The organism is Enterococcus sp. HMSC072F02 (genome assembly GCF_001837725.1).
Taxonomy (GTDB): domain Bacteria; phylum Bacillota; class Bacilli; order Lactobacillales; family Enterococcaceae; genus Enterococcus_B; species Enterococcus_B lactis.
The window spans coordinates 22,209-40,452 of record NZ_KV833928.1 but is presented as its reverse complement, the minus strand read 5'-3'; the positions used below and the strand labels follow the sequence as shown (position 1 = coordinate 40,452).

The following is an 18,244-nucleotide window of genomic DNA, read 5'->3' as shown; positions in this document are numbered from 1 at the left end:
CTTTTTAGTGGTAACATCCACACATCTCCTTTCTAATTGATTGATACTTGTCTATCTTCAAAAAAACTCTAAACAAAAAATCTAGAAATTTGTTATTTAAAAATAAACAAATAAAAAATATAATAACGAAACAAAACAAACAGATATACAAATCAACACGTCTGTTCAATACTCATCCCTACCAAGAAATTGTATCTTCTGTAGACTATCTAACCCCAAATAAAATATAACGTCTTTGATTTTATTCGTAAAACTTAAGTTAAATGCTAATTATTTCATTAAAGATAACAGTTCTCAATCATCGATATAGCTGATTTTACTCTTTGGTGTTATGTGCAATATACGCCTAGATTAAATAACTTATACATTTTATTTTCAAGCTATCATCATACTTATTCATATGTTATTATTCTAGCATAAAACAAGGAGGGATTACATTGAAATCAAAAATTAAATTGTTTCTGACTACCTGTTTACTCGCCGTCGCATTTGCCATCCCAATCACGACTGTACATGTGATACAGATACCCAGCAGATATTGGAGGAGTATTATGAAGAATTCAAAAATGAATACGCTTCCTTCGATCAGACATTTGAAGAATTACTTCGAATTATTACAATCAACCATTCAATTCCGCGATTTCCGAAGAAGACCAATTGCGTGACTACCTAAACACCGTCAATGAGCACTATATTCGTAAAGAAGCCGAACAATTATCCAAAGACCCGCCTCTTTGGTCATTTAATATCGGAAATGCTTTGGAGAATATCACTTTTGAAAAAGTACCGACTTATCATAAATATGATCTGATGAATATCGTTCAACCAGGAGATATCATTTTCGAACGGAAAAGGGCTGGAATCACTCCAGTATTTCTTCATCATGTGATGATCGTAGAAGGCATTTATGAAGAGACACATAGCATCAATGGAAAACCAGAGACCTTCACATATATCCGAACTATCGAAGCAACTGATTATAGTCCTATACTTGAAACAAAAGCTGGAGGCGTTGTTTACGGTGTCTTGGATGATGAACGATTCGATTATACTGATTCAACTATTTTAAGAGTTCCAGCAGGGACAACAGCACAAAGAAATGCAGCCATCTCATTTATGCGTGGACAATTAGGTAAACAGTATAGTGTATGGGGAGATATAATGGGACGGGATCGCTCATCCACTAGAAATGACTGGTATTGCTCTTCCCTTATCTGGGCTGCATATATGAACGCAACACCTGATGGTAGAATCGATGAGCTAACTAATGAAAATGATCCTAGTTTCCAAGGTATTGATTTAGAAAGAACAGATTTTATTAACGGAATGGGTGTAACTCCAAATGATATAAAAAAATCCGATAAAGTCGAAAAAATCAATCCTTTTTTCGTAAATTATAAAGATTACGCAGAAAACATACGATGGTCGAACGCCGGCACTCCTATAGATGGCGAAGATTTCATTTTTAGCCGCGGTTCCAACTCATACACCTTAAGGAATGATTATTATTTCATCGCCACGGACAAAAATAACGGGAGACCTTATGCAAGTACACGTCTTACTTTCGGGCGTAATCATTCTGGAACGATCGTCGTAGAATTCGATATGTTCACCCGTTTTCTTTTAACAGACGAAGCAAGAGCCAAATTTTCTGACAGGAATATCCCGCTTATTCCAGAGACGATCGAAGATCATGATGTTCCGAACTATGTGATGAACTGGATCAATACCTATACCCAATGTTCGTTGGAGATCGTTTATTCTAACAATATCTCTACTGACAACAATCACTTAAGATATAATCCTTCTTTTACAAAAATCACGAAGAAAAAACATCCAGTCAATCCTTATCAGATCAACCAAGTCGTCCATACACCGCCTGCCTTCACTCAGCAAAGATTTGACTATACAGAGAACCTCAGTATCTATGACAAATATGAAATGACGCGACCGAATCCTTTCAATGCAGATGTTTCTTATAATCGAGCTACACCAAGCTGGTATTATTTTTACAATAATTATCATGCGTTGATAAAATTAGAGAATGGTACCTATCGCCACGCCTCTTATCTAAGGATCCATGGTTCATTCACAACTGCTGCTTCTGTCAGGAATGGTTATGGCTTCAATCATGATTTCACGATGACGGACGAAGCAAAAGCGATTTATGGGAATTATTTCTATCATATCGGCGTGAATCAGTCAGTGGATTATGCGATTGACTGGCTAAACCGATACACAAAAGAAAACACCCTGATCGTCTATTCCACTAATATAGATAATGATGTTAGGAAATTGAATGATGGTACTGCCACGGTCAGAAAAGCAGTTAATGATCAAGGGAAATTCGTGTACTGTATTTTGTAGTTCCTCCTTACAACATATGACTGTATTACTAAAAAATAGGATAAAAAGCCGCGCCAAAAAGGGACGACTTTTTATCCTATTTTTGAAAATCAGGTACTTCAATTCTTTTATAACATGCAGCGAACTGTTTTTCTATTTTGATCCTTATGGCACAGAATTGGGCAGCAGGCTCAAAAGCTTGTATTTGTGGGGACAAGTCCTACCCAATCAAAAACACGAGAAGCTGTTTTTGATTGCCTGTTCTTATCACTTGATGCAGGGCAGCTTTTTCACGACCTCTTTGCTTCATATATTTCTTTGATTTGCTTTTCGGATAACGGCGTACCGAATGGCAGTTTTTCTTTTAGAAGGTCTCTTTCTGGTGCGTCTACGCCTACATTGACGACATTTTCAATGGGTACACTATAATGATGGATATGCCCGTGAAGGTTTCGAATGGTGTCGTTAGGTCCGAGTAACATTGGATAATGCGTCAAGTAATATTGCTGATGATCGAACTTCACGATAGCACCTACGTCATAAAAATAAAATTTGGGACTGCCATCAGAAAGTCCAGGATCGTTTTTTTCTAAATAACGGAAGAACGCACGACTGTCATGATTCCCTTTGATCAAGTGGATCGTTCCTTGCAGTTGACTGACTAATTCTAAGATGTCTGCATTTGCTTTTTCATACTGCGGATGCATGGCAAGATCACCTAGATGATAGACGTGATCCGTTTCTTTTACTACTGCATTCCAGCTGGTGATCAACTGTTGGTTCATCTCATCTACATTTGCAAAGAGTCGCGGAGCAAAGTCATTTTCTCCTAGTAAACGCTCATGAAAAAAGTGCATATCACTCGTAAAATAATTCATGTTTCTCCTGCCTCCCTTTTCCTTAGAGTAAACAAAATTGCTGATCGGAGCAACTCATAACATCTAAAAAAGCTGTGAAAAAACCACTTGATTTCAAGTAGGAAGAAAATTTTTATCACCGCTCCTTTTCTATTCGTTTTCTTGTTCACGGTGTTCTTTCACCAGTTTTTTCTGTAATTCTTTATCATAATTTCGAGCAACGGGTGTCAAAAATAAAACGATTCCACATAAAAGCGTACCAATTACCGCAATCAGAAACATCTTTTCTACACCAATCTTATCTGTCAAGGGGCCGGCAAATATTAAGCCAGTCGGCCCTGGCAAAGTCATTAATGAGTTGAATACACCTAAGACTCGTCCTAAAACGTTCGGTTCATAACTCTGTTGGATGATCGCCATCAGTAAGGTATTGAAATAAGGTGTGGCAAAACCTGCCCCGGCATTCAGTAAAAGAAAATAAAAGAATCCCTGTGTTGTCCCCGGCAACAATCCACTAGCCCCAATCGTGGTACCTACGACTACATAAGCCATGAAAATCGGCTTCATCCGGTCTTTCCATTTTCCAAAAAAGCCAATCACCGCTCCACCTGCAAGCATTCCTACTGAATAGACTACTTCGACAAGACCCGCCTGTCCTACATTTTGACCAAAATAGCCCATCGTCATCAACGGATACAGACTGGCAGCTGGCATAAACAATAACGTGAACACAGCACCGTTGAGCATGATATGCCAAAGACCTTTATTCTCGTACAATTTTTTCACACCAAATTTTGTATCTGTCAACAAATGAATGGTTTCTCCTTGCGAAATAACCTTAGGGATCGTCACAAAAACAAGTAATCCCACACCAAATACCGCGCCTAGCACATCAAGCAAAATCAGCCAATTGATAGGTATCACTGTAAATAAAAATGCACCTATTGCAGGCGCAATGATAAAATTCGCTGACTGGACCATGCCTAGCTGTCCATTGATACGTGTCAGCTCTTCTTCTGGGACCATCGTAGGAAGGATCGATTGGATCGTCGGCATCTGGAAAGTTTGAGCAATTGCACGAATGAACAACGATACAAACACTAGCCACAACGGAAATGTGTCAGAAATCGTACCGACTACTACCAAGACCATTGCAAACAACGCGACAATGATATCTGTCAAAATCAACAATCGCTTTTTGTCCCAACGATCCACCAACGGACCAGCAAACGGACTCAGCAAAACCATTGGGATCATACCTAATAACGTAGCAAAGCTCAAGATTGTTGCTGAACCTGTTTCTTTCGTCAGATACCAAATGATTGCATATTGCACGATCATACTCGTGATTCCAGATAAAAACTGACCTGTCAAAAACAAGTTGATATTTTTACGCCAATGTAAAACCGGCTCCTTTTCTTCTCCCATATCCTTCCCCCACTTCTTCTAAGACTTATCGTCCTTACGTAGCTAGAATTATACTTGATTATTTCCTTGAAACCTAGCTGTTTGTTCAAATACCATCGTTATATATTTTCAGTTTTGGTAAAAAAGTAAAATTAGCAGAAAAAAATCAGCAATCATGCTAAACTAAGAAAAAACTAGGAGGGCATCAGTCATGAAAATCAACTTTCAGACCACTCTTACCCCTGAAGAAATCAAAATCGTACTTGAACAGACACAAGGTACGATCTGGATCAGCCACAAACTACCTAAGCTTCCAGAAAATGCTTTTTATCTCTTTTATCATCAAAAGGTGTGTACAGCAATTGGGAAAACAGTCCAACCAGAAACAATCGATACCGTCATCATGATCCAGCTTCCTTGGGATATAGAAGCCGATTATATGATCTACATGCTAACCGAACAAGCAGAAAAAGCTGGTCTTACAATAGCCAAAGAATCGTTCCCTTCGATTCCTGAAACGGCTAGAAAGAAAATGGCAGAACACCAAGAGAAGATTGCTGCTATACTAAGTACATTTGGTTATCCAATCGATTCTTCCGTGCCATCTGCCGCTGAAGATACGAAGAAAAAACCAGCAAAAGCTCGTCATCGCTGGTCAAAAGAAGTCAGTGAGATTCCTTTTACCGTCGATTTCAGGGGAAGTCAAGCAACGCTTTACTGGATCAAACGAAATGAATTGCTGATCAAAGCAGGCGCGACGCTCGTCAAAGATCCTCCTTTAAATAAAGACGGCTCATTAGGTTATGCTGCAAAATATGGGCAAAAGCTACGAGATGATTATAAAGACAAGATTTCAGGCACAACCACGATCGAAGATATCATCGTAAAAAGTGTGAATGAGGCAAGCTTGCTGTTGTACTTTGCCGGAACAAATAGTTGGTTGGAAATAGTGGATGAACATGGAAAATCCATTGATGAGTGGACGAGAGTCTGATTTACAGCAGAAAAAATAAAAAAGACAACTATTTTGTGTCGTCCTTTCAAAGTTAGAGATCTAACGATTAGGCCGTTTCAAAACTAGTTGTCTTTTTATATCCACAGGTTATTCGACTTTTTCGAATAACCCTCGACTGATCATCCCATCCATCAAAAAATAGAATTTATCTTGACTCATTTTCTGTTTTGGATCTTTGAAAATATTGACTGCTTTCAGTCCGTTTGCTGTAGTGATCGACATTTTCAATGTTTGGATATCTTTTGATACAGTGATTTTCAGTTTGAAGCCTTCTTTGCTTTGCGGCGTTGCATCTAATGGTCGGATCAATTGATAATTGCCTCCGTTTGTTTCTGTAAACCCATTATCGCGCAATGTATATCTTTTTGCATCAGGATGCAAACGATAGCTGATTGGTGCGCCAAGTACAGTTGCTGTTGTTTCAAATGCCATGATTTTCACCTCGATAAAATTAGTTTCTCTTTATTATAAAAGTTTATCCTGATTTTTACTAGGTTTTTCAGTTAAGTTCCCTAAAAAATGAAGGCGTTCTCTCAGACATCCGTCCACATCAGAATGACTTTATTAGTTATTTTTTGACAGCACGAACTAATTGATCAAGGAAATAATGGATGTCTTCTTCAGTATTATCTAATCCAAAGCTGATACGAATGGATTCTTTTAGTATCGGCGTATCTTCTCCATACATCGCTTCTAATACGTGAGAAGGTTCGATGTTCCCTGCTGTACAAGCCGAACCAGTAGAAATAGCGATTCCGTTCAGATCAAGCTTCATCAGTAGCAAATCATTTGCTTCGCCAATCAAGCGAAGATTCAACACATGAGGGAGTTTATTCGTTAAATCACCATTTACTTGATAAGGGATTTCGTTTGCTTCTAATGTATCAAGAATCAATTGTTGGAATCCTTGATATTTGTTGTTACGTGCTTCACGTTCTTCAGGTGATAGCAGTTCAACTGCTTTTGCCATTCCCCAGATTCCTGCTAAGTTTTCTGTACCTGCACGCCGCTTTTCTTCCTGCTCGCCACCTAAAAGCAAGGCAGGGATATTTACTCCGTCTCGTTTATATAAGAAACCGACGCCTTTTGGTCCATTGATTTTATGAGCAGAGATACTTAATAAATCGATCCCTAATTCTTCTGGGTGGATCGTTTGGTTTCCATAAGCTTGTACCGCATCTGTATGGAAATAAGCTGGATGATCCGCTAAAAGTTCACCGATTTCTTTGATTGGCATCAAATTTCCGATTTCATTGTTCCCGTACATCACAGAGACCAAGATCGTATCTTCTCGCAACGCTTTTTTGATCTCTTCGATCGACAGATTTCCTTTTTCATCTACAGGCAGATATGTAACGTCAAACCCCTTTGTCTCTAAATATTTCATGGTATTAAGAACAGCAGGATGTTCGATAGCTGTAGTGATTAGATGTCTGCCTTCTTTTTGACGCGAGAACGCTGTTTCTAAGATAGCTGTATTATCCCCTTCTGTTCCCCCACTATTAAAGATGATCTCATGAGGTTTTGCTTGCAGACTATCTGCAATGATTTGTCTTGCTGTTTCCATTTTTTCATGCGCGTGGCGGCCAAACCCATGTATGCTTGAAGGATTACCAAACGTTTCTTGCATGATCGCCGTCATCGCTTCAATTACTTGCGGATGCATGGGGGTAGTTGCCGCATGATCCAAATAAATAGTTTTCACTTCATTCATCCCTTCCAAATTATCGCTAGGCACATTCTAGCATAAAACAGCGAATATACCAAAGAAGAGATTACTTTTACCTAGAAGGCACTTAGTGTAGCGAAAAAAAGACTGCCCAAAATAAGGTGCAGTCTTTCTTCTCGTTGCTAATTAATCTTCTCGTTTTTTGTCTTTTTTCTTATTCGAATTCTTTTTCTTCCAGACGGAATAACGGACTCATCGGTGTATTTTCATGGATGCGTTTGACCGCTTCACCCATTAATTCTGAACATGTCACGATCGTTAAGTTTTCTGGATGACGATTTTCTTCTGTGAAAACAGAATCAGTGATACAAATATCTTTGATTGGTGCATTGTCTAAAATGCTTTTCGCATGATCGGACAATAATCCATGTGACGCACAGGCATATACTTCTTTTGCGCCGTTTTCTTTTAATACATTTGCTGCTCGTGCAAGCGTTGCTCCGGTGTTCAAGATATCATCTACCATGATACATGTCTTTCCTTGAACATCACCAATCACATAACCAACCTCCGTTGAGGCATCATCTGCATGGTCTACGATGGCTAATGTACTGTTCAAATATTCTGAAAGACTACGTGCACGCTGAACGCCGCTGTTTTTTGGCGACACAACTACGATGTCATCTCCCATCAGACCTAATTGACGGTAATAATGAGCAAACAATGGCATCGTAAATAAATTATCTACAGGAATATCAAAGAATCCTTGTACTTGAACCGTGTGCAGATCTAAAGTCAGTACTCGAGTTGCCCCTGCTTCTTCGATCAAGTTAGCAATCAATTTCGCAGTGATCGGTTCATGAGGTTTCGCCGTGCGGTCTTGTCTAGCATACCCATAGTAAGGCAATACGACATTGATCGTTTTCGCACTTGCTCGCTTCATTGCATCAATCATAATCAGCAGTTCCATGTAATAGTCATTGACAGGTGCATTCGTTGATTGAACGATGTACACGTGATCCCCACGGATACTTTCTTCAATATTGATGGAAATCTCCCCATCACTAAATTGCTTCACGACGCTTTTACCTAATTCTGTTCCAAACACTTTCGCGATTTTTTCAGCTAATGGACGATTCCCATTCAAACTAAAAATCTTCAACGTGTCATCCTGATACTTATTACTCATGTAGTCCTCCCCAAAACTTCTCTATTCTTCGATAGTTTAACATATTTTCCCAAGATTTTCTGTTAATTTCAGCAAATTCTTAAGGAAGTGAAACTGTTCCGTTACTCCAACTGGCAGGAATAACTTTATGGTAGTCCCCCCAATTGTCGTGTACTTTGTAATAACGTTCCCCTGTTTCAGTTTCAAAATAAGCATACGCCGTCACCCAATGATTGCCGTAAGTACTACCAAGTACTTTCAGGATTCCAATCATCACAGGCTTGCCTTCACGTATACGTTTTGTGGCTCGCTGCCATGAACCTAGAAGAGTTGCTCGTGCACGCTCGTGATTGCCATTCTTCTTTAAAAAACTAGAAATCCCTGTACTGACTTGAAAAGGGATCGTAGGAAGGCCTAGTGGTTGGATTTGGCTACGCAACGCCTTTGTCAATGCCATCGAGTTAGACGTGTTTTTCTTGCGGATCTCTAGGGGAAGCATCCACTCTTTACGATAGTCTTGATAGTAGGCAAGTAAAACCGCCGCCGCATAAGTCCCGCAAAGATAACCTGAAGGAGTAGCCCATTTCTTATATCTTAAAAAACGTTCTTCTGGCAATCCCACCCAACAATTTACGAGTTCTTTTCCTGACCTTTTTTCTTCGATCAAAACAGGCACCTCTTCTTTTCCGTTGATCCATTGAGAGAACTCGATTGGTGCTTCATTGAGCAGTCTCCATTGGCTACGAGAAATGCCCTCTTGATAGGTATATTCTGCTGGAGAATATTCTGTCGGATGTCCTGATTGATCGATGATCACATAACTTTGATCTTCAAAAATCAGTGCTAAAAAAAGCCGTTCGCTTTTTTTTGACTGTAGTTGCTGGGTGCTGGCTAATTTTTTGATTTTTTTATCTATTTTAAAATAGAAAGGTTTATCCACTACTTGTTTCAGTTGGGATCGCCTCCTTTTTTTCATTATAAGTGAACGATTGAAAAAAACAAATCAGTTTGATTGTCCGAATTTTCAAATTTTTTTATGTTCTATTTGTTAATTCCTTCATTTTGTAAGATAATGGGCACACGAAACAAAAAAGGAGCGATCGATGAATGAACAAAGAACGATTGAAACAAGATTTCTATGAAGCAGTCAATGAAGAATGGCAAAAAACAGCAAAAATCCCTGCAGATAAACCAGCTACAGGCGGTTTCCAAGACTTAGTTGACGGAATCGACCAACTTTTGATGGGAGAAACAGACGATCTGCTTGCCCATCCAGAAAAAGTATCTTCAGAAAAAATGAAACATTTCCTTGCTTATTATCAATTGGCAAACGATTATGACCGAAGAAATGAGTTGCATGCTCAACCACTTCAGCCTGTAATCGAGAAAGTTGAATCATTGCAGTCTTTCGACGAATTGAATGAGCAATTCCCGGAATGGTTGTTGGATACACTACCATTGCCATTTAATCTAGATGTAGATGCTGATATGAAGAATGCACAGACGAATGCCTTCTTTGCTTATCCGCCTTCTTTATTTCTTCCAGATAAGACGTATTATGCACCAGAACATCCTAACGGTGCACAACTAATGGGCGTTTTCTTTGATATGGCAGTTCAATTATTGGAGCTTGCTGGCAAAGAAAAAAGTCAGGCAGAAGCAATCACAGAACAAGCAGTGCAATTTGATAAATTGATTGCTCCTCATGTAAAAAGTGCAGAAGAAAACGCAGATTACAGCAAAATGTATAATCCGCAATCTTTTGACACATTTATTCAATACACAGATAAACTTGACTTGAAAAAACTTGTCACTAGTTTGATTGGGACAACCCCAGATAAAGTGATTGTCACTGATCCAGTGTACTTTGATCATTTGAATGACATCCTGACAGAAGCTCATTTTCCCTTATTCAAAAGCTGGATGATCATTAAAACAGTACGTTCTCTTAGTGGGTATCTATCAGAAGAATTCCGCCAAGTCAGCGGAATCTATTCTCGCGTATTGTCTGGAACAGACGAAGCAATGCCTCAGAAAAAAGCAGCTTATTACCTTGCTTCTGGTCAATTTGATCAAGTCGTTGGTGATTACTACGGGAAAAAATATTTCGGCGAAGCTGCTAAAAAAGATGTAGAGCAAATGGTGAAAAAAATGATTGCCGTTTATAAAAAACGGCTAGAAGAAAATGACTGGCTTGGGGATGCAACAAAAGAAAAAGCCGTCATAAAATTAAATAACTTAGGTATCCAAGTCGGTTACCCCGATAAGATCCCAGCACTATTCGACCAATTCAAAACAGTGCCTGCAGATCAAGGTGGTACTTTGCTTTCAAACACCCTTGCTTTCAGCAAACTCACATTGAAAGATCGTTTCAGCAAATGGAATAAACCAGTGGATCGTTCAGAATGGGAAATGAGCGCTGATACAGTCAATGCTTATTACCATCCATTCCGGAATGTGATCGTTTTTCCGGCAGCCATCCTTCAAGCGCCATTTTACAGTCTAGAACAATCAAGCTCTGCTAATTACGGGGGAATCGGAGCTGTTATCGCTCATGAGATTTCCCATGCATTTGATAATAACGGCGCTTTGTTTGATGAATATGGCAACTTGAACAATTGGTGGACAGAAGAAGATCTTGCACAATTCCAAAACAAAGCACAAGCAATGATCGAAGAATTTGATGGTCTGCCTTTTGCTGACGGAAAAGTAAACGGAAAATTAACCGTTTCAGAAAACATTGCGGATGCAGGCGGTCTAAGCTGTGCATTGGAAGCAGCAAAAACAGAATCAGATCTTTCTATCGAAGAATTCTTTGTCAATTGGGCAACGATTTGGCGTACAAAAGCAAAAAAAGAATACCAACAACTTTTACTGCAAATCGATGTTCATGCCCCTGCTAAACTCCGAGCAAATGTGCAACCCAAAAACCTTGACGAATTCTATGAAACATTTGGTGTCACGGAACAAGATGCTATGTATCTAGCGCCAGAAAAAAGAGTGCGAATCTGGTAAGAGGTTGTGAAAAAGCTGTCCTGCATCAAGTAATAAGAACAGCCAAACAAACACAGCAAGTGGGATCTCATCTATAAAAATGATAGAAGGAAGTGGAACGAATGGACGTCTCACTTCCTTCTTTTTTTACTTTCCTCAACTAATTGTTCTACCTTATCAAAAGGATACAGTGCGTTTATTTTTTTCGCTGTTTCATGACATAAGCAGCTACACCGATTAACAAAATTCCTCCAGCTACTGCTAACAACGGGCTATTAGACTCTCCCGTTTGTGGAAGTCCTTGAGCGCCATCTTTTTCCCTTTCTTTTGCTGCCCCATCTGGATCAGAAGGTTTTTCATTTGGCGATCCATTTCCTGGATTTTCCCCTTCTGGTTCATCAGTTCCTGGTGGCACACTGACAGCTTCTCGCACTGTGATCGCTTTTTGCTGGGTAACAGGTTCTGTATGAGCAACCCATTTTTCACCATCAAATATTTCCGAACGATAAGTGACTTCTAGCGTATATTCTCCTTTTGAGGGTGCTGAAAAAATAGCGGTATGATTAGAAAATTGAGCACTTGACTGTGTTTCAACGATTTGGATCTTTTCTGGGAAATAACGCATATCTTCAAAGACAGGTGTTCCTTGATTTGGTGTGAATGTTGACACAGATACTGTAAAAGGCTTCAGTTCGATGATATTTCCTTCTGCATTCTCCGTCACACCATTTGCCTCTTGGATAATGATTGGATTATTTTGTTCGTTTGGTTTTGTCTGATTTGGTTCTTGTACGATTGCATATTCTGGATACTCCGAAGACGGTGAGGTTTCTCCGTCAAAAGTAGCACCTACAGATAGTGGAAGACCATCTACTTTTCCCTTTTCTGTTTGACGATTCTCCGGTTTGATTTGCATCAATCCATGGACATGGATGCTTCCATTCGCATAGCGCGTAACAGGCTGCTGCCCTTCTTGCGAATGTGTATTTAGAGATTCGATCCAATCTTTTGATACGGTATGTCCAAGAGTATTTTCTGATTGTTTCTCTCGTTCATTCCAATAGTAGTTCAACGAGTGATAGATTTGATCTTCGTTTTGATTCAATGGGCGGATCTGCTCTCTCATCTCAAGATTTTCTGTTCGGAAAGATAAGATACCAGAAGCATGGAAGTCTGTGTTTCCTGCCGAAGAGGTATAAAGAGCCACATTATAGGAACCATTGTTGAAGCTTGTACTGCTATTGACGATAATATCTGTTCCACTATTGGAATCGATTCCTTTCGCAAGATTTTCGAAAGACAAACTATTGATCAATTCATGAGGGCCCGATAAAGAGGAACCACCCATTTTGAATCCATTGCCGTTCCCTTCTCCTTCAACTCCCGGTACCCAACCGTTTCGATAAGCAACTGAGTTTTTGATGACTACTTTCCCGATCGAACCTGTTTCATTTTTAGCAAAAAGATCCCAACCATCATCTGCATTATGATAAGCGATACAACCGTCAAATACATTCCCTTCTCCTGTCGTCAGTTTGGCCGCAAATCCATCGGCATCTTCAAATCCCGGGTCAGCATTTTCAAAAGATGTACAGTTCTTGACTAAGTTATGCGCTGGCCATGCTTCGAAAGGATCATTTGAGCTACCACTGATTTGGATTCCTGTATTTCCATTCCGATAAGCATGAATCTCTTCAATCAAATTATGGTTTCCAGAAATCTGCAATCCTTTTTGCATAGCAGCACTATTTGTAACGTCAAACCCACGTAAAACCCAGTAGTGACTAAACAGTGTCATCCCATTTCCAGTTCCTTTAAAATCAAGTACAGGTCGCTTGTTTTCTTGATTTTTCTCTGCAATCAATTGAATCGGGTTTTCTCTAGTCCCGTTAACTCCTTTTGGAATCGTTAATCCTCTTTCAAAGGAATAAGTTCCAGGAGCCAGGACGATTGTCTGCCCAGCATATGCGTATCTCAATGCTTGCGTCAGAGATAACGGATTTTGTCTGCTTCCGCTTCCTGTATCTGACCCTTCCGGTGTTACATAAACTGTCGAGTATTTAGGTTTATGGTAGTCAACTGTATGCAGGATCTCCTTTGTTTCATAACTAGCCATCTCTACGTATTCTTCTGGCGGATAGTTTTTATCTGGCGTAAAACTGAAAGTAAATTCGTTCGTTCCTTCCATCAGTTTTGTCTGATAATCAAATTCCCGATTTGCAGTGATTGCCAAGTCTTTCGCGTTCTCAAGTACCTCTCCTGTTGCTTGATTTTTGATTGTTAATAATCCGTCAGCATTTGCTCTAAAGGACATAGTATGGTCTTGGTTTCCTGAATGATTACTAGAGGTCACAGTGTAAATCGGATCAATCAAGCGAGTGGGCCTTTCTTGTCCAGGAGGATCTGTCGCAGGATCTGAGTAAGCCACTTCGATTCCTTCTACCTTGATCGTCATATTCCTTGCTGCAGCAAATCCTGCATAGATAACCGATTCATCGGAAGCATATAGCTTTTCCCAGTCATACATGATGTTAGAAGCTAGTTCTTCCCCTGTTTCAGGATCGTAATAATATGCCTCTAAACCAGTGTTCGTTTTTTTCATCTCTACATCTAGTTTAGTAATCGAATCCGTAGCCGGAAACAGATTCCCATGACCGTTTCCGAATATATTATAAGAACCTGCTTCTTTTTCTAAGAGCCCTGCTGAAGTCTCTAAAGGCGTTGTTTCCACTGAGACACTCCCAGGAGCAGGTGCGGCTTGAGGATCTTCAGATGATATCCCTGTGATTGCCCGTGTCCCCAATCCAAGTCGCATCGTATATTTACTGCCGTTCGTGTTGACCACTTCTTGTCTATCCGAGTCCCAGACATATTCGATCCGACTGCCCAGTATAGCAAATGAATTCGAATAAAATGCTTGCCCAAACAAATGATCTTTTGGCACTGTGTCTCTCACCATCAAAGCAAATCCTTCTTGAGCATTCGTATAGGTCCAAGATTCTATTTCAATCGTCGCCCGTATCCTAAAATTGGTATCTTTCGGAATGGCTTGATAATAATAGGTCATTCCATCTGATCCGCTTGACTGGAATTTCCCACCGTTATTCGTGGAAGAAAGCCGCACGCCGTCTTCTAATGGTTCAATCGCATATCTACTGGCACTTGTGCTTTCTCCGAAAACTACCCCTTTCCACTCTTCAGGAACTTCATCAGATTGCTTTTCTTCCTTTTCATTTTCTGATTCTTTTATCATAGGATCATTTCCTTCTTCCACATCCTTCTCTTCACTAGCCGTTGATTCTTCCTCCAATATTGACGTTTCTTTGCTGTTCACGTGTGCATTTTGTTCGTTCACAGTCTGTTCGTTAGCAGCAACTTCAACGACAGAAGTCAAAATCGAGGTACTAAGCATGAGGATATTCATCATTAGTGCACTGTATTTTATTCGTTTTTTTATCAAGTCCATCCCTCCTGAAACAAGTTAGAAAGCGTTTACCTAAAGTATTACCTAATTTATTTTTGCTGTCAATAAAAAACAAAATTATAATAAGTGATATTTTATAAAAAGAAAAATATAACTTTAGTTGTTAATAATAAAGGGATTTATTATAATTGAAATTATATTTTTGATAAAAAATAACAAATAAAAGAAGAGCGCAAAACAATGTAATTCGTTTTACGCTCTTCTTTTATTATTTTTTGATTTTTATTTTAAAAAAAGTTTTGTTTTTTTATAGAATCTCTGCACCTAACGCGGATTCAAAATGTCTCAATGCCCATTCGTGTCCGACAGGATCAAAACTTGCCACGGCATCTTTGAAAATATGGAGTTTGTATCCTAGATTATACGCATCAACTGCTGTATGCAACACACAAATATCTGTACACACGCCGGACAAATAAACATCTGTGATCTGACGTTCTCGCAAACGAATGTCTAGATCTGTTCCACTAAAAGCGGAATAATGCCGTTTGTCTATCCAATAAACATTTTCCTGCTGCTCATGCTCTTGGTACAAATTTTTTAAAGAGCCGTACAATTCCCGTCCACTCGTTCCTATCACATTATGCGGAGGAAATAAGCGGTTCTCTGGATGGAAAGAATCTTTTGGATCATGTGCATCAATGGCAAAAATGACAAAATCCTTTTGCTCCATAAACTTTTTTGTGTGGGCAGTCAGCTTTTTTTCAATTGCTTGACCTGCTGCACCAGTCGTCAGCTTTCCATCCTCTGCAACAAAATCATAGGTATAGTCAATCGAAATCAATGCGTTCATCTTAGTCCTCCTTATACGAGATGTTTGACAAATTCGATCACCATTTCTGCTGATCGCTTGCCTGCGTCTTCGATAAATTCATCAAAGCTTTGTGTCGCCGAGTGATCTGCTGTGTCACTCATTGCACGTACGATCAAAAATGGGATATTGAACTGACGGGCCGTCTGTCCAACAGCGGCTCCTTCCATTTCACAAGCTAAAGCTTCAGGGAAATTCGTTAAGATTTCTTTGATTTTATCTGGAGAGTCGACAAATGTATCGCCTGTAACGATCAATCCTTCTTTTGCATTCAAATCCGTTGCTTTTGCTGCTTTAGCCATTTCACTGCGCAAATATGTGCTTGCTTCATAATATAGAGGCATTCCTGGTAATTGACCTGGTTTGTAGCCAAATCCTGTTGCATCTGCATCAAAGTAAGCTACTTTGTCTGATATAACAATGTCGCCTACTTGTAAACCTTCACCGATCCCGCCAGCTGAACCTGTATTGATCACCATGTTCACGCCGTATTGTTGGATCAACAGACTTGTGGTAATAGATGCTAAGACTTTTCCTATACCGGAACGTACGACAATCACTTCGTGGTTACCTAATGAACCTGAAATAAATAAAGCGCCTGCGCGTTCCCATGATAATGGTTCGCTTAGGTTCTCTCTCAAAATTTTTACTTCTTCTTCCATTGCGCCGATAATACCGATTTTCATCTTTTTAATTCCTTCTTTCTATATAAATGCGATTGCTAAAAAAACCACACATAACATTAGGATAACAATAATAAGAGATTTCATCAAAAAAGAGTTCCATTTGGTCGTCTTTTCTCGTTCACTGATCCTTGTTTTCGTGATTGGTTTATTCTTTTTGCTTTCTTTACGATAAAAGCTGGCAATCTTTTTTTCTTCTTGCTGATAAGCTGTTTCTGCTTTTCGCTGTTTTTTTAATGACTCGCTTGCTTGTGCTTGTTGTCGCTTGCGAAGTTCGCTTCGCGTAATAAGCGGTCCTTTGGCCATAAGCCGATCCCTCTACTTTCCTTTGGTCAATAATTCCCAGTATTGAATCGCATAAATCGTCTTTGCATCACAAATCAACTGATCTTTCATCGCTTGTTGTGCCTCTTCAAGAGTTAGATGATACAGCTCCAGTACTTCGTCTTCATCTTGAGCTAAAGGATTCTCGACCTTCTCTACTCCTTGTGCATGATAAATATGAAGGACTTCATTTGCAAAACCTGGTGAAAGATACATCGAAATAAGATGGCTCAGCGACTTCGCACGATAGCCGGTTTCTTCTTCTAATTCTCTGGCTGCAGTCATTTCAGGATTTTTTCCTTCTCCTGGATCGATTTTTCCAGCTGGGATCTCCAAGATCACTTTTTCTAAAGGCTTTCGAAACTGTTTGACAAGGAGCAGGCGGTCATGTTCATCAAAAGCAATGATCCCAACACCGCCAGGATGAAATACCAGTTCCCTCTTCGAAGTTCCTCCGTCTGGTAAACGAACTTCATCTACAGCAACATCGATAATTTTCCCGCTATAGATTTCTTTGCGACTGATTGTTTTTTCTTCAAATTGCTCATTGTTCAGCATATCTTCTCCTGCTTTCTTTGTAATCATAACTGCTTTTTTTTCATTTTTCAATTTTTCTCGAAAACTCCCTATTAGTTTACCATAGATAAACCTTAGATTTTCTCTAAATATAGAAAATCCTTCTTTAGTCCGATACTCTTTCTAGTAGTCAGTATGCTAAAATAAGAATGTAATCGAATAACGGAAAGAATTCAATACTCAATGATAAATGACTTGGAGGGCTTATTATGATAAAACGAAATTGGCCGTGGCTTCTAGCACTGGTCTTGCTGTTTCTCTTTGTCCGAAACAATGGTTTTTCTTTTGTTCTAGGACTATTATTGATAGGCGTAGTTTTAGTTTTGTGGGGGCTCTTCGGTTCGCGCAGGAAAAAGGGAAAACAAGAAGAAATTCCTGCACTGACTGACGAACTTGAAACTCACTATGAAAAAAACGGTATGACAGCGAATGAAATCTCATTTTTTCGACAAACAATGAATCAAACAAAAAATGAGATCAATCAATTGCAAATGAATATGCAGCAGACAGCCAAACTTAAAGCAATCGATCTCCGCCATGACCCAGTCAAAGCAGCAAAAGCTTTATTCAAAGAATTGGTGAAAGAACCAAACCGACTGCATGAAGCAAGTCAGTTTCTTTATACGCATCTGCCGAATCTAGTTGATTTGACAAATAAGTATAATGAGATCAATGACCATGAGATCAAAAACAAACAGACCTATGAAAAGCTAGAAGAAAGCGCGCAGATCATCGACCAGCTGTCAGCTTTGATCGCACAAGATTATCAAAAATTCGTCGCTGATGACCTAGACGACATCGACGTAGAGATATCTGTTGCGAAACAAAGCTTAAAGCGTGATAATAAACATGAACCAGAACAAAAAGAGTAACTCTTTTGTTCATAAAAAAGACTCGGAACATTCAGATG

At 39.4% G+C, this 18,244-nt stretch carries 15 protein-coding genes; 4 read left to right on the top strand and 11 right to left on the bottom strand.

Translation table 11 applies throughout. The features are described 5' to 3' along the window. Positions 1 to 657 precede the first annotated feature (657 nt). Positions 658 to 2,367 (top strand): YiiX/YebB-like N1pC/P60 family cysteine hydrolase, encoded by a 1,710-nt coding sequence (locus HMPREF2731_RS14840; protein WP_231601482.1) that lies wholly within the window; start codon positions 658 to 660, stop codon positions 2,365 to 2,367. 269 nt (positions 2,368 to 2,636) lie between these two features. On the opposite strand, the gene HMPREF2731_RS03590 is transcribed toward HMPREF2731_RS14840, so the two are convergent. After that, on the bottom strand, positions 2,637 to 3,224 hold the full coding sequence (locus tag HMPREF2731_RS03590) for a metallophosphoesterase family protein (RefSeq protein WP_002313362.1): 588 nt from the start codon (positions 3,222 to 3,224) through the stop codon (positions 2,637 to 2,639). A 129-nt stretch (positions 3,225 to 3,353) separates the two neighbouring features. After that, positions 3,354 to 4,631 (bottom strand): MFS transporter, encoded by a 1,278-nt coding sequence (locus HMPREF2731_RS03585; RefSeq protein WP_070872336.1) that lies wholly within the window; start codon positions 4,629 to 4,631, stop codon positions 3,354 to 3,356. A gap of 190 nt (positions 4,632 to 4,821) precedes the next feature. On the opposite strand from HMPREF2731_RS03585, the gene HMPREF2731_RS03580 reads away from it, so the two are divergent. Further along, entirely contained in the window at positions 4,822 to 5,604 is a 783-nt protein-coding gene (locus HMPREF2731_RS03580; RefSeq protein WP_002312053.1) for a hypothetical protein, read from the top strand. 108 nt (positions 5,605 to 5,712) lie between these two features. On the opposite strand, the gene HMPREF2731_RS03575 is transcribed toward HMPREF2731_RS03580, so the two are convergent. From HMPREF2731_RS03575 to HMPREF2731_RS03560, 4 genes are all read right to left on the bottom strand, one after another. Continuing rightward, entirely contained in the window at positions 5,713 to 6,057 is a 345-nt protein-coding gene (locus HMPREF2731_RS03575) for a DUF1831 domain-containing protein (protein ID WP_002286736.1), read from the bottom strand. A 136-nt stretch (positions 6,058 to 6,193) separates the two neighbouring features. Next, positions 6,194 to 7,339 carry a cysteine desulfurase family protein gene (locus tag HMPREF2731_RS03570; RefSeq protein ID WP_002308210.1) on the bottom strand — a complete coding sequence of 382 codons (1,146 nt, stop codon included), beginning with the start codon at positions 7,337 to 7,339 and terminating at the stop codon, positions 6,194 to 6,196. A gap of 169 nt (positions 7,340 to 7,508) precedes the next feature. Continuing rightward, positions 7,509 to 8,483 (bottom strand): ribose-phosphate diphosphokinase, encoded by a 975-nt coding sequence (locus HMPREF2731_RS03565; RefSeq protein ID WP_070872334.1) that lies wholly within the window; start codon positions 8,481 to 8,483, stop codon positions 7,509 to 7,511. A 79-nt stretch (positions 8,484 to 8,562) separates the two neighbouring features. After that, positions 8,563 to 9,438 (bottom strand): hypothetical protein, encoded by an 876-nt coding sequence (locus tag HMPREF2731_RS03560; RefSeq protein WP_002308207.1) that lies wholly within the window; start codon positions 9,436 to 9,438, stop codon positions 8,563 to 8,565. A 131-nt stretch (positions 9,439 to 9,569) separates the two neighbouring features. Here HMPREF2731_RS03560 and HMPREF2731_RS03555 point away from each other — a divergent pair, with 131 nt between their 5' ends. Next, a complete protein-coding gene (locus tag HMPREF2731_RS03555; RefSeq protein ID WP_002308205.1) occupies positions 9,570 to 11,477 on the top strand; it encodes a M13 family metallopeptidase in 1,908 nt (635 codons plus the stop codon). 175 nt (positions 11,478 to 11,652) lie between these two features. Here the strand turns inward: HMPREF2731_RS03555 and HMPREF2731_RS03550 are convergent, their stop codons facing one another. The 5 genes from HMPREF2731_RS03550 to HMPREF2731_RS03530 all read right to left on the bottom strand — a co-directional run bounded on the left by HMPREF2731_RS03550 (position 11,653) and on the right by HMPREF2731_RS03530 (position 17,316). Next, positions 11,653 to 14,922, bottom strand: a complete 3,270-nt coding sequence (locus tag HMPREF2731_RS03550; RefSeq protein WP_083325465.1) for a right-handed parallel beta-helix repeat-containing protein — start codon at positions 14,920 to 14,922, stop codon at positions 11,653 to 11,655. Between the two features lie 265 nt (positions 14,923 to 15,187). Next, positions 15,188 to 15,733, bottom strand: a complete 546-nt coding sequence (locus HMPREF2731_RS03545) for a cysteine hydrolase family protein (RefSeq protein WP_002308201.1) — start codon at positions 15,731 to 15,733, stop codon at positions 15,188 to 15,190. Between the two features lie 11 nt (positions 15,734 to 15,744). After that, positions 15,745 to 16,437, bottom strand: a complete 693-nt coding sequence (locus tag HMPREF2731_RS03540) for a 5'-methylthioadenosine/adenosylhomocysteine nucleosidase (RefSeq protein ID WP_002308200.1) — start codon at positions 16,435 to 16,437, stop codon at positions 15,745 to 15,747. 18 nt (positions 16,438 to 16,455) lie between these two features. Continuing rightward, complete coding sequence (gene macP / locus HMPREF2731_RS03535) at positions 16,456 to 16,740, bottom strand: cell wall synthase accessory phosphoprotein MacP (protein ID WP_002286760.1); 285 nt, start codon at positions 16,738 to 16,740, stop codon at positions 16,456 to 16,458. Positions 16,741 to 16,752: 12 nt separating this feature from the next. Beyond that, positions 16,753 to 17,316, bottom strand: a complete 564-nt coding sequence (locus tag HMPREF2731_RS03530) for an NUDIX hydrolase (RefSeq protein WP_002334953.1) — start codon at positions 17,314 to 17,316, stop codon at positions 16,753 to 16,755. 227 nt (positions 17,317 to 17,543) lie between these two features. Between HMPREF2731_RS03530 and HMPREF2731_RS03525 the strand changes: the two genes are divergently transcribed. Further along, on the top strand, positions 17,544 to 18,206 hold the full coding sequence (locus HMPREF2731_RS03525) for a 5-bromo-4-chloroindolyl phosphate hydrolysis family protein (RefSeq protein WP_002308198.1): 663 nt from the start codon (positions 17,544 to 17,546) through the stop codon (positions 18,204 to 18,206). Positions 18,207 to 18,244: the final 38 nt, after the last annotated feature.

Coding starts and splice junctions, on each gene's coding strand:
- HMPREF2731_RS03580 (WP_002312053.1), top strand. CDS start 4,822: ATGAAAATCAACTTTCAGACCACTCTTACCCCTGAAGAAATCAAAATC.
- HMPREF2731_RS03585 (WP_070872336.1), bottom strand. CDS start 4,631: ATGGGAGAAGAAAAGGAGCCGGTTTTACATTGGCGTAAAAATATCAAC.
- HMPREF2731_RS03560 (WP_002308207.1), bottom strand. CDS start 9,438: ATGAAAAAAAGGAGGCGATCCCAACTGAAACAAGTAGTGGATAAACCT.
- HMPREF2731_RS03570 (WP_002308210.1), bottom strand. CDS start 7,339: ATGAATGAAGTGAAAACTATTTATTTGGATCATGCGGCAACTACCCCC.
- HMPREF2731_RS03555 (WP_002308205.1), top strand. CDS start 9,570: ATGAACAAAGAACGATTGAAACAAGATTTCTATGAAGCAGTCAATGAA.
- HMPREF2731_RS03540 (WP_002308200.1), bottom strand. CDS start 16,437: ATGAAAATCGGTATTATCGGCGCAATGGAAGAAGAAGTAAAAATTTTG.
- HMPREF2731_RS03575 (WP_002286736.1), bottom strand. CDS start 6,057: ATGGCATTTGAAACAACAGCAACTGTACTTGGCGCACCAATCAGCTAT.
- HMPREF2731_RS03565 (WP_070872334.1), bottom strand. CDS start 8,483: ATGAGTAATAAGTATCAGGATGACACGTTGAAGATTTTTAGTTTGAAT.
- macP (WP_002286760.1), bottom strand. CDS start 16,740: ATGGCCAAAGGACCGCTTATTACGCGAAGCGAACTTCGCAAGCGACAA.
- HMPREF2731_RS03590 (WP_002313362.1), bottom strand. CDS start 3,224: ATGAATTATTTTACGAGTGATATGCACTTTTTTCATGAGCGTTTACTA.
- HMPREF2731_RS03545 (WP_002308201.1), bottom strand. CDS start 15,733: ATGAACGCATTGATTTCGATTGACTATACCTATGATTTTGTTGCAGAG.
- HMPREF2731_RS03550 (WP_083325465.1), bottom strand. CDS start 14,922: ATGGACTTGATAAAAAAACGAATAAAATACAGTGCACTAATGATGAAT.
- HMPREF2731_RS03530 (WP_002334953.1), bottom strand. CDS start 17,316: ATGCTGAACAATGAGCAATTTGAAGAAAAAACAATCAGTCGCAAAGAA.
- HMPREF2731_RS03525 (WP_002308198.1), top strand. CDS start 17,544: ATGATAAAACGAAATTGGCCGTGGCTTCTAGCACTGGTCTTGCTGTTT.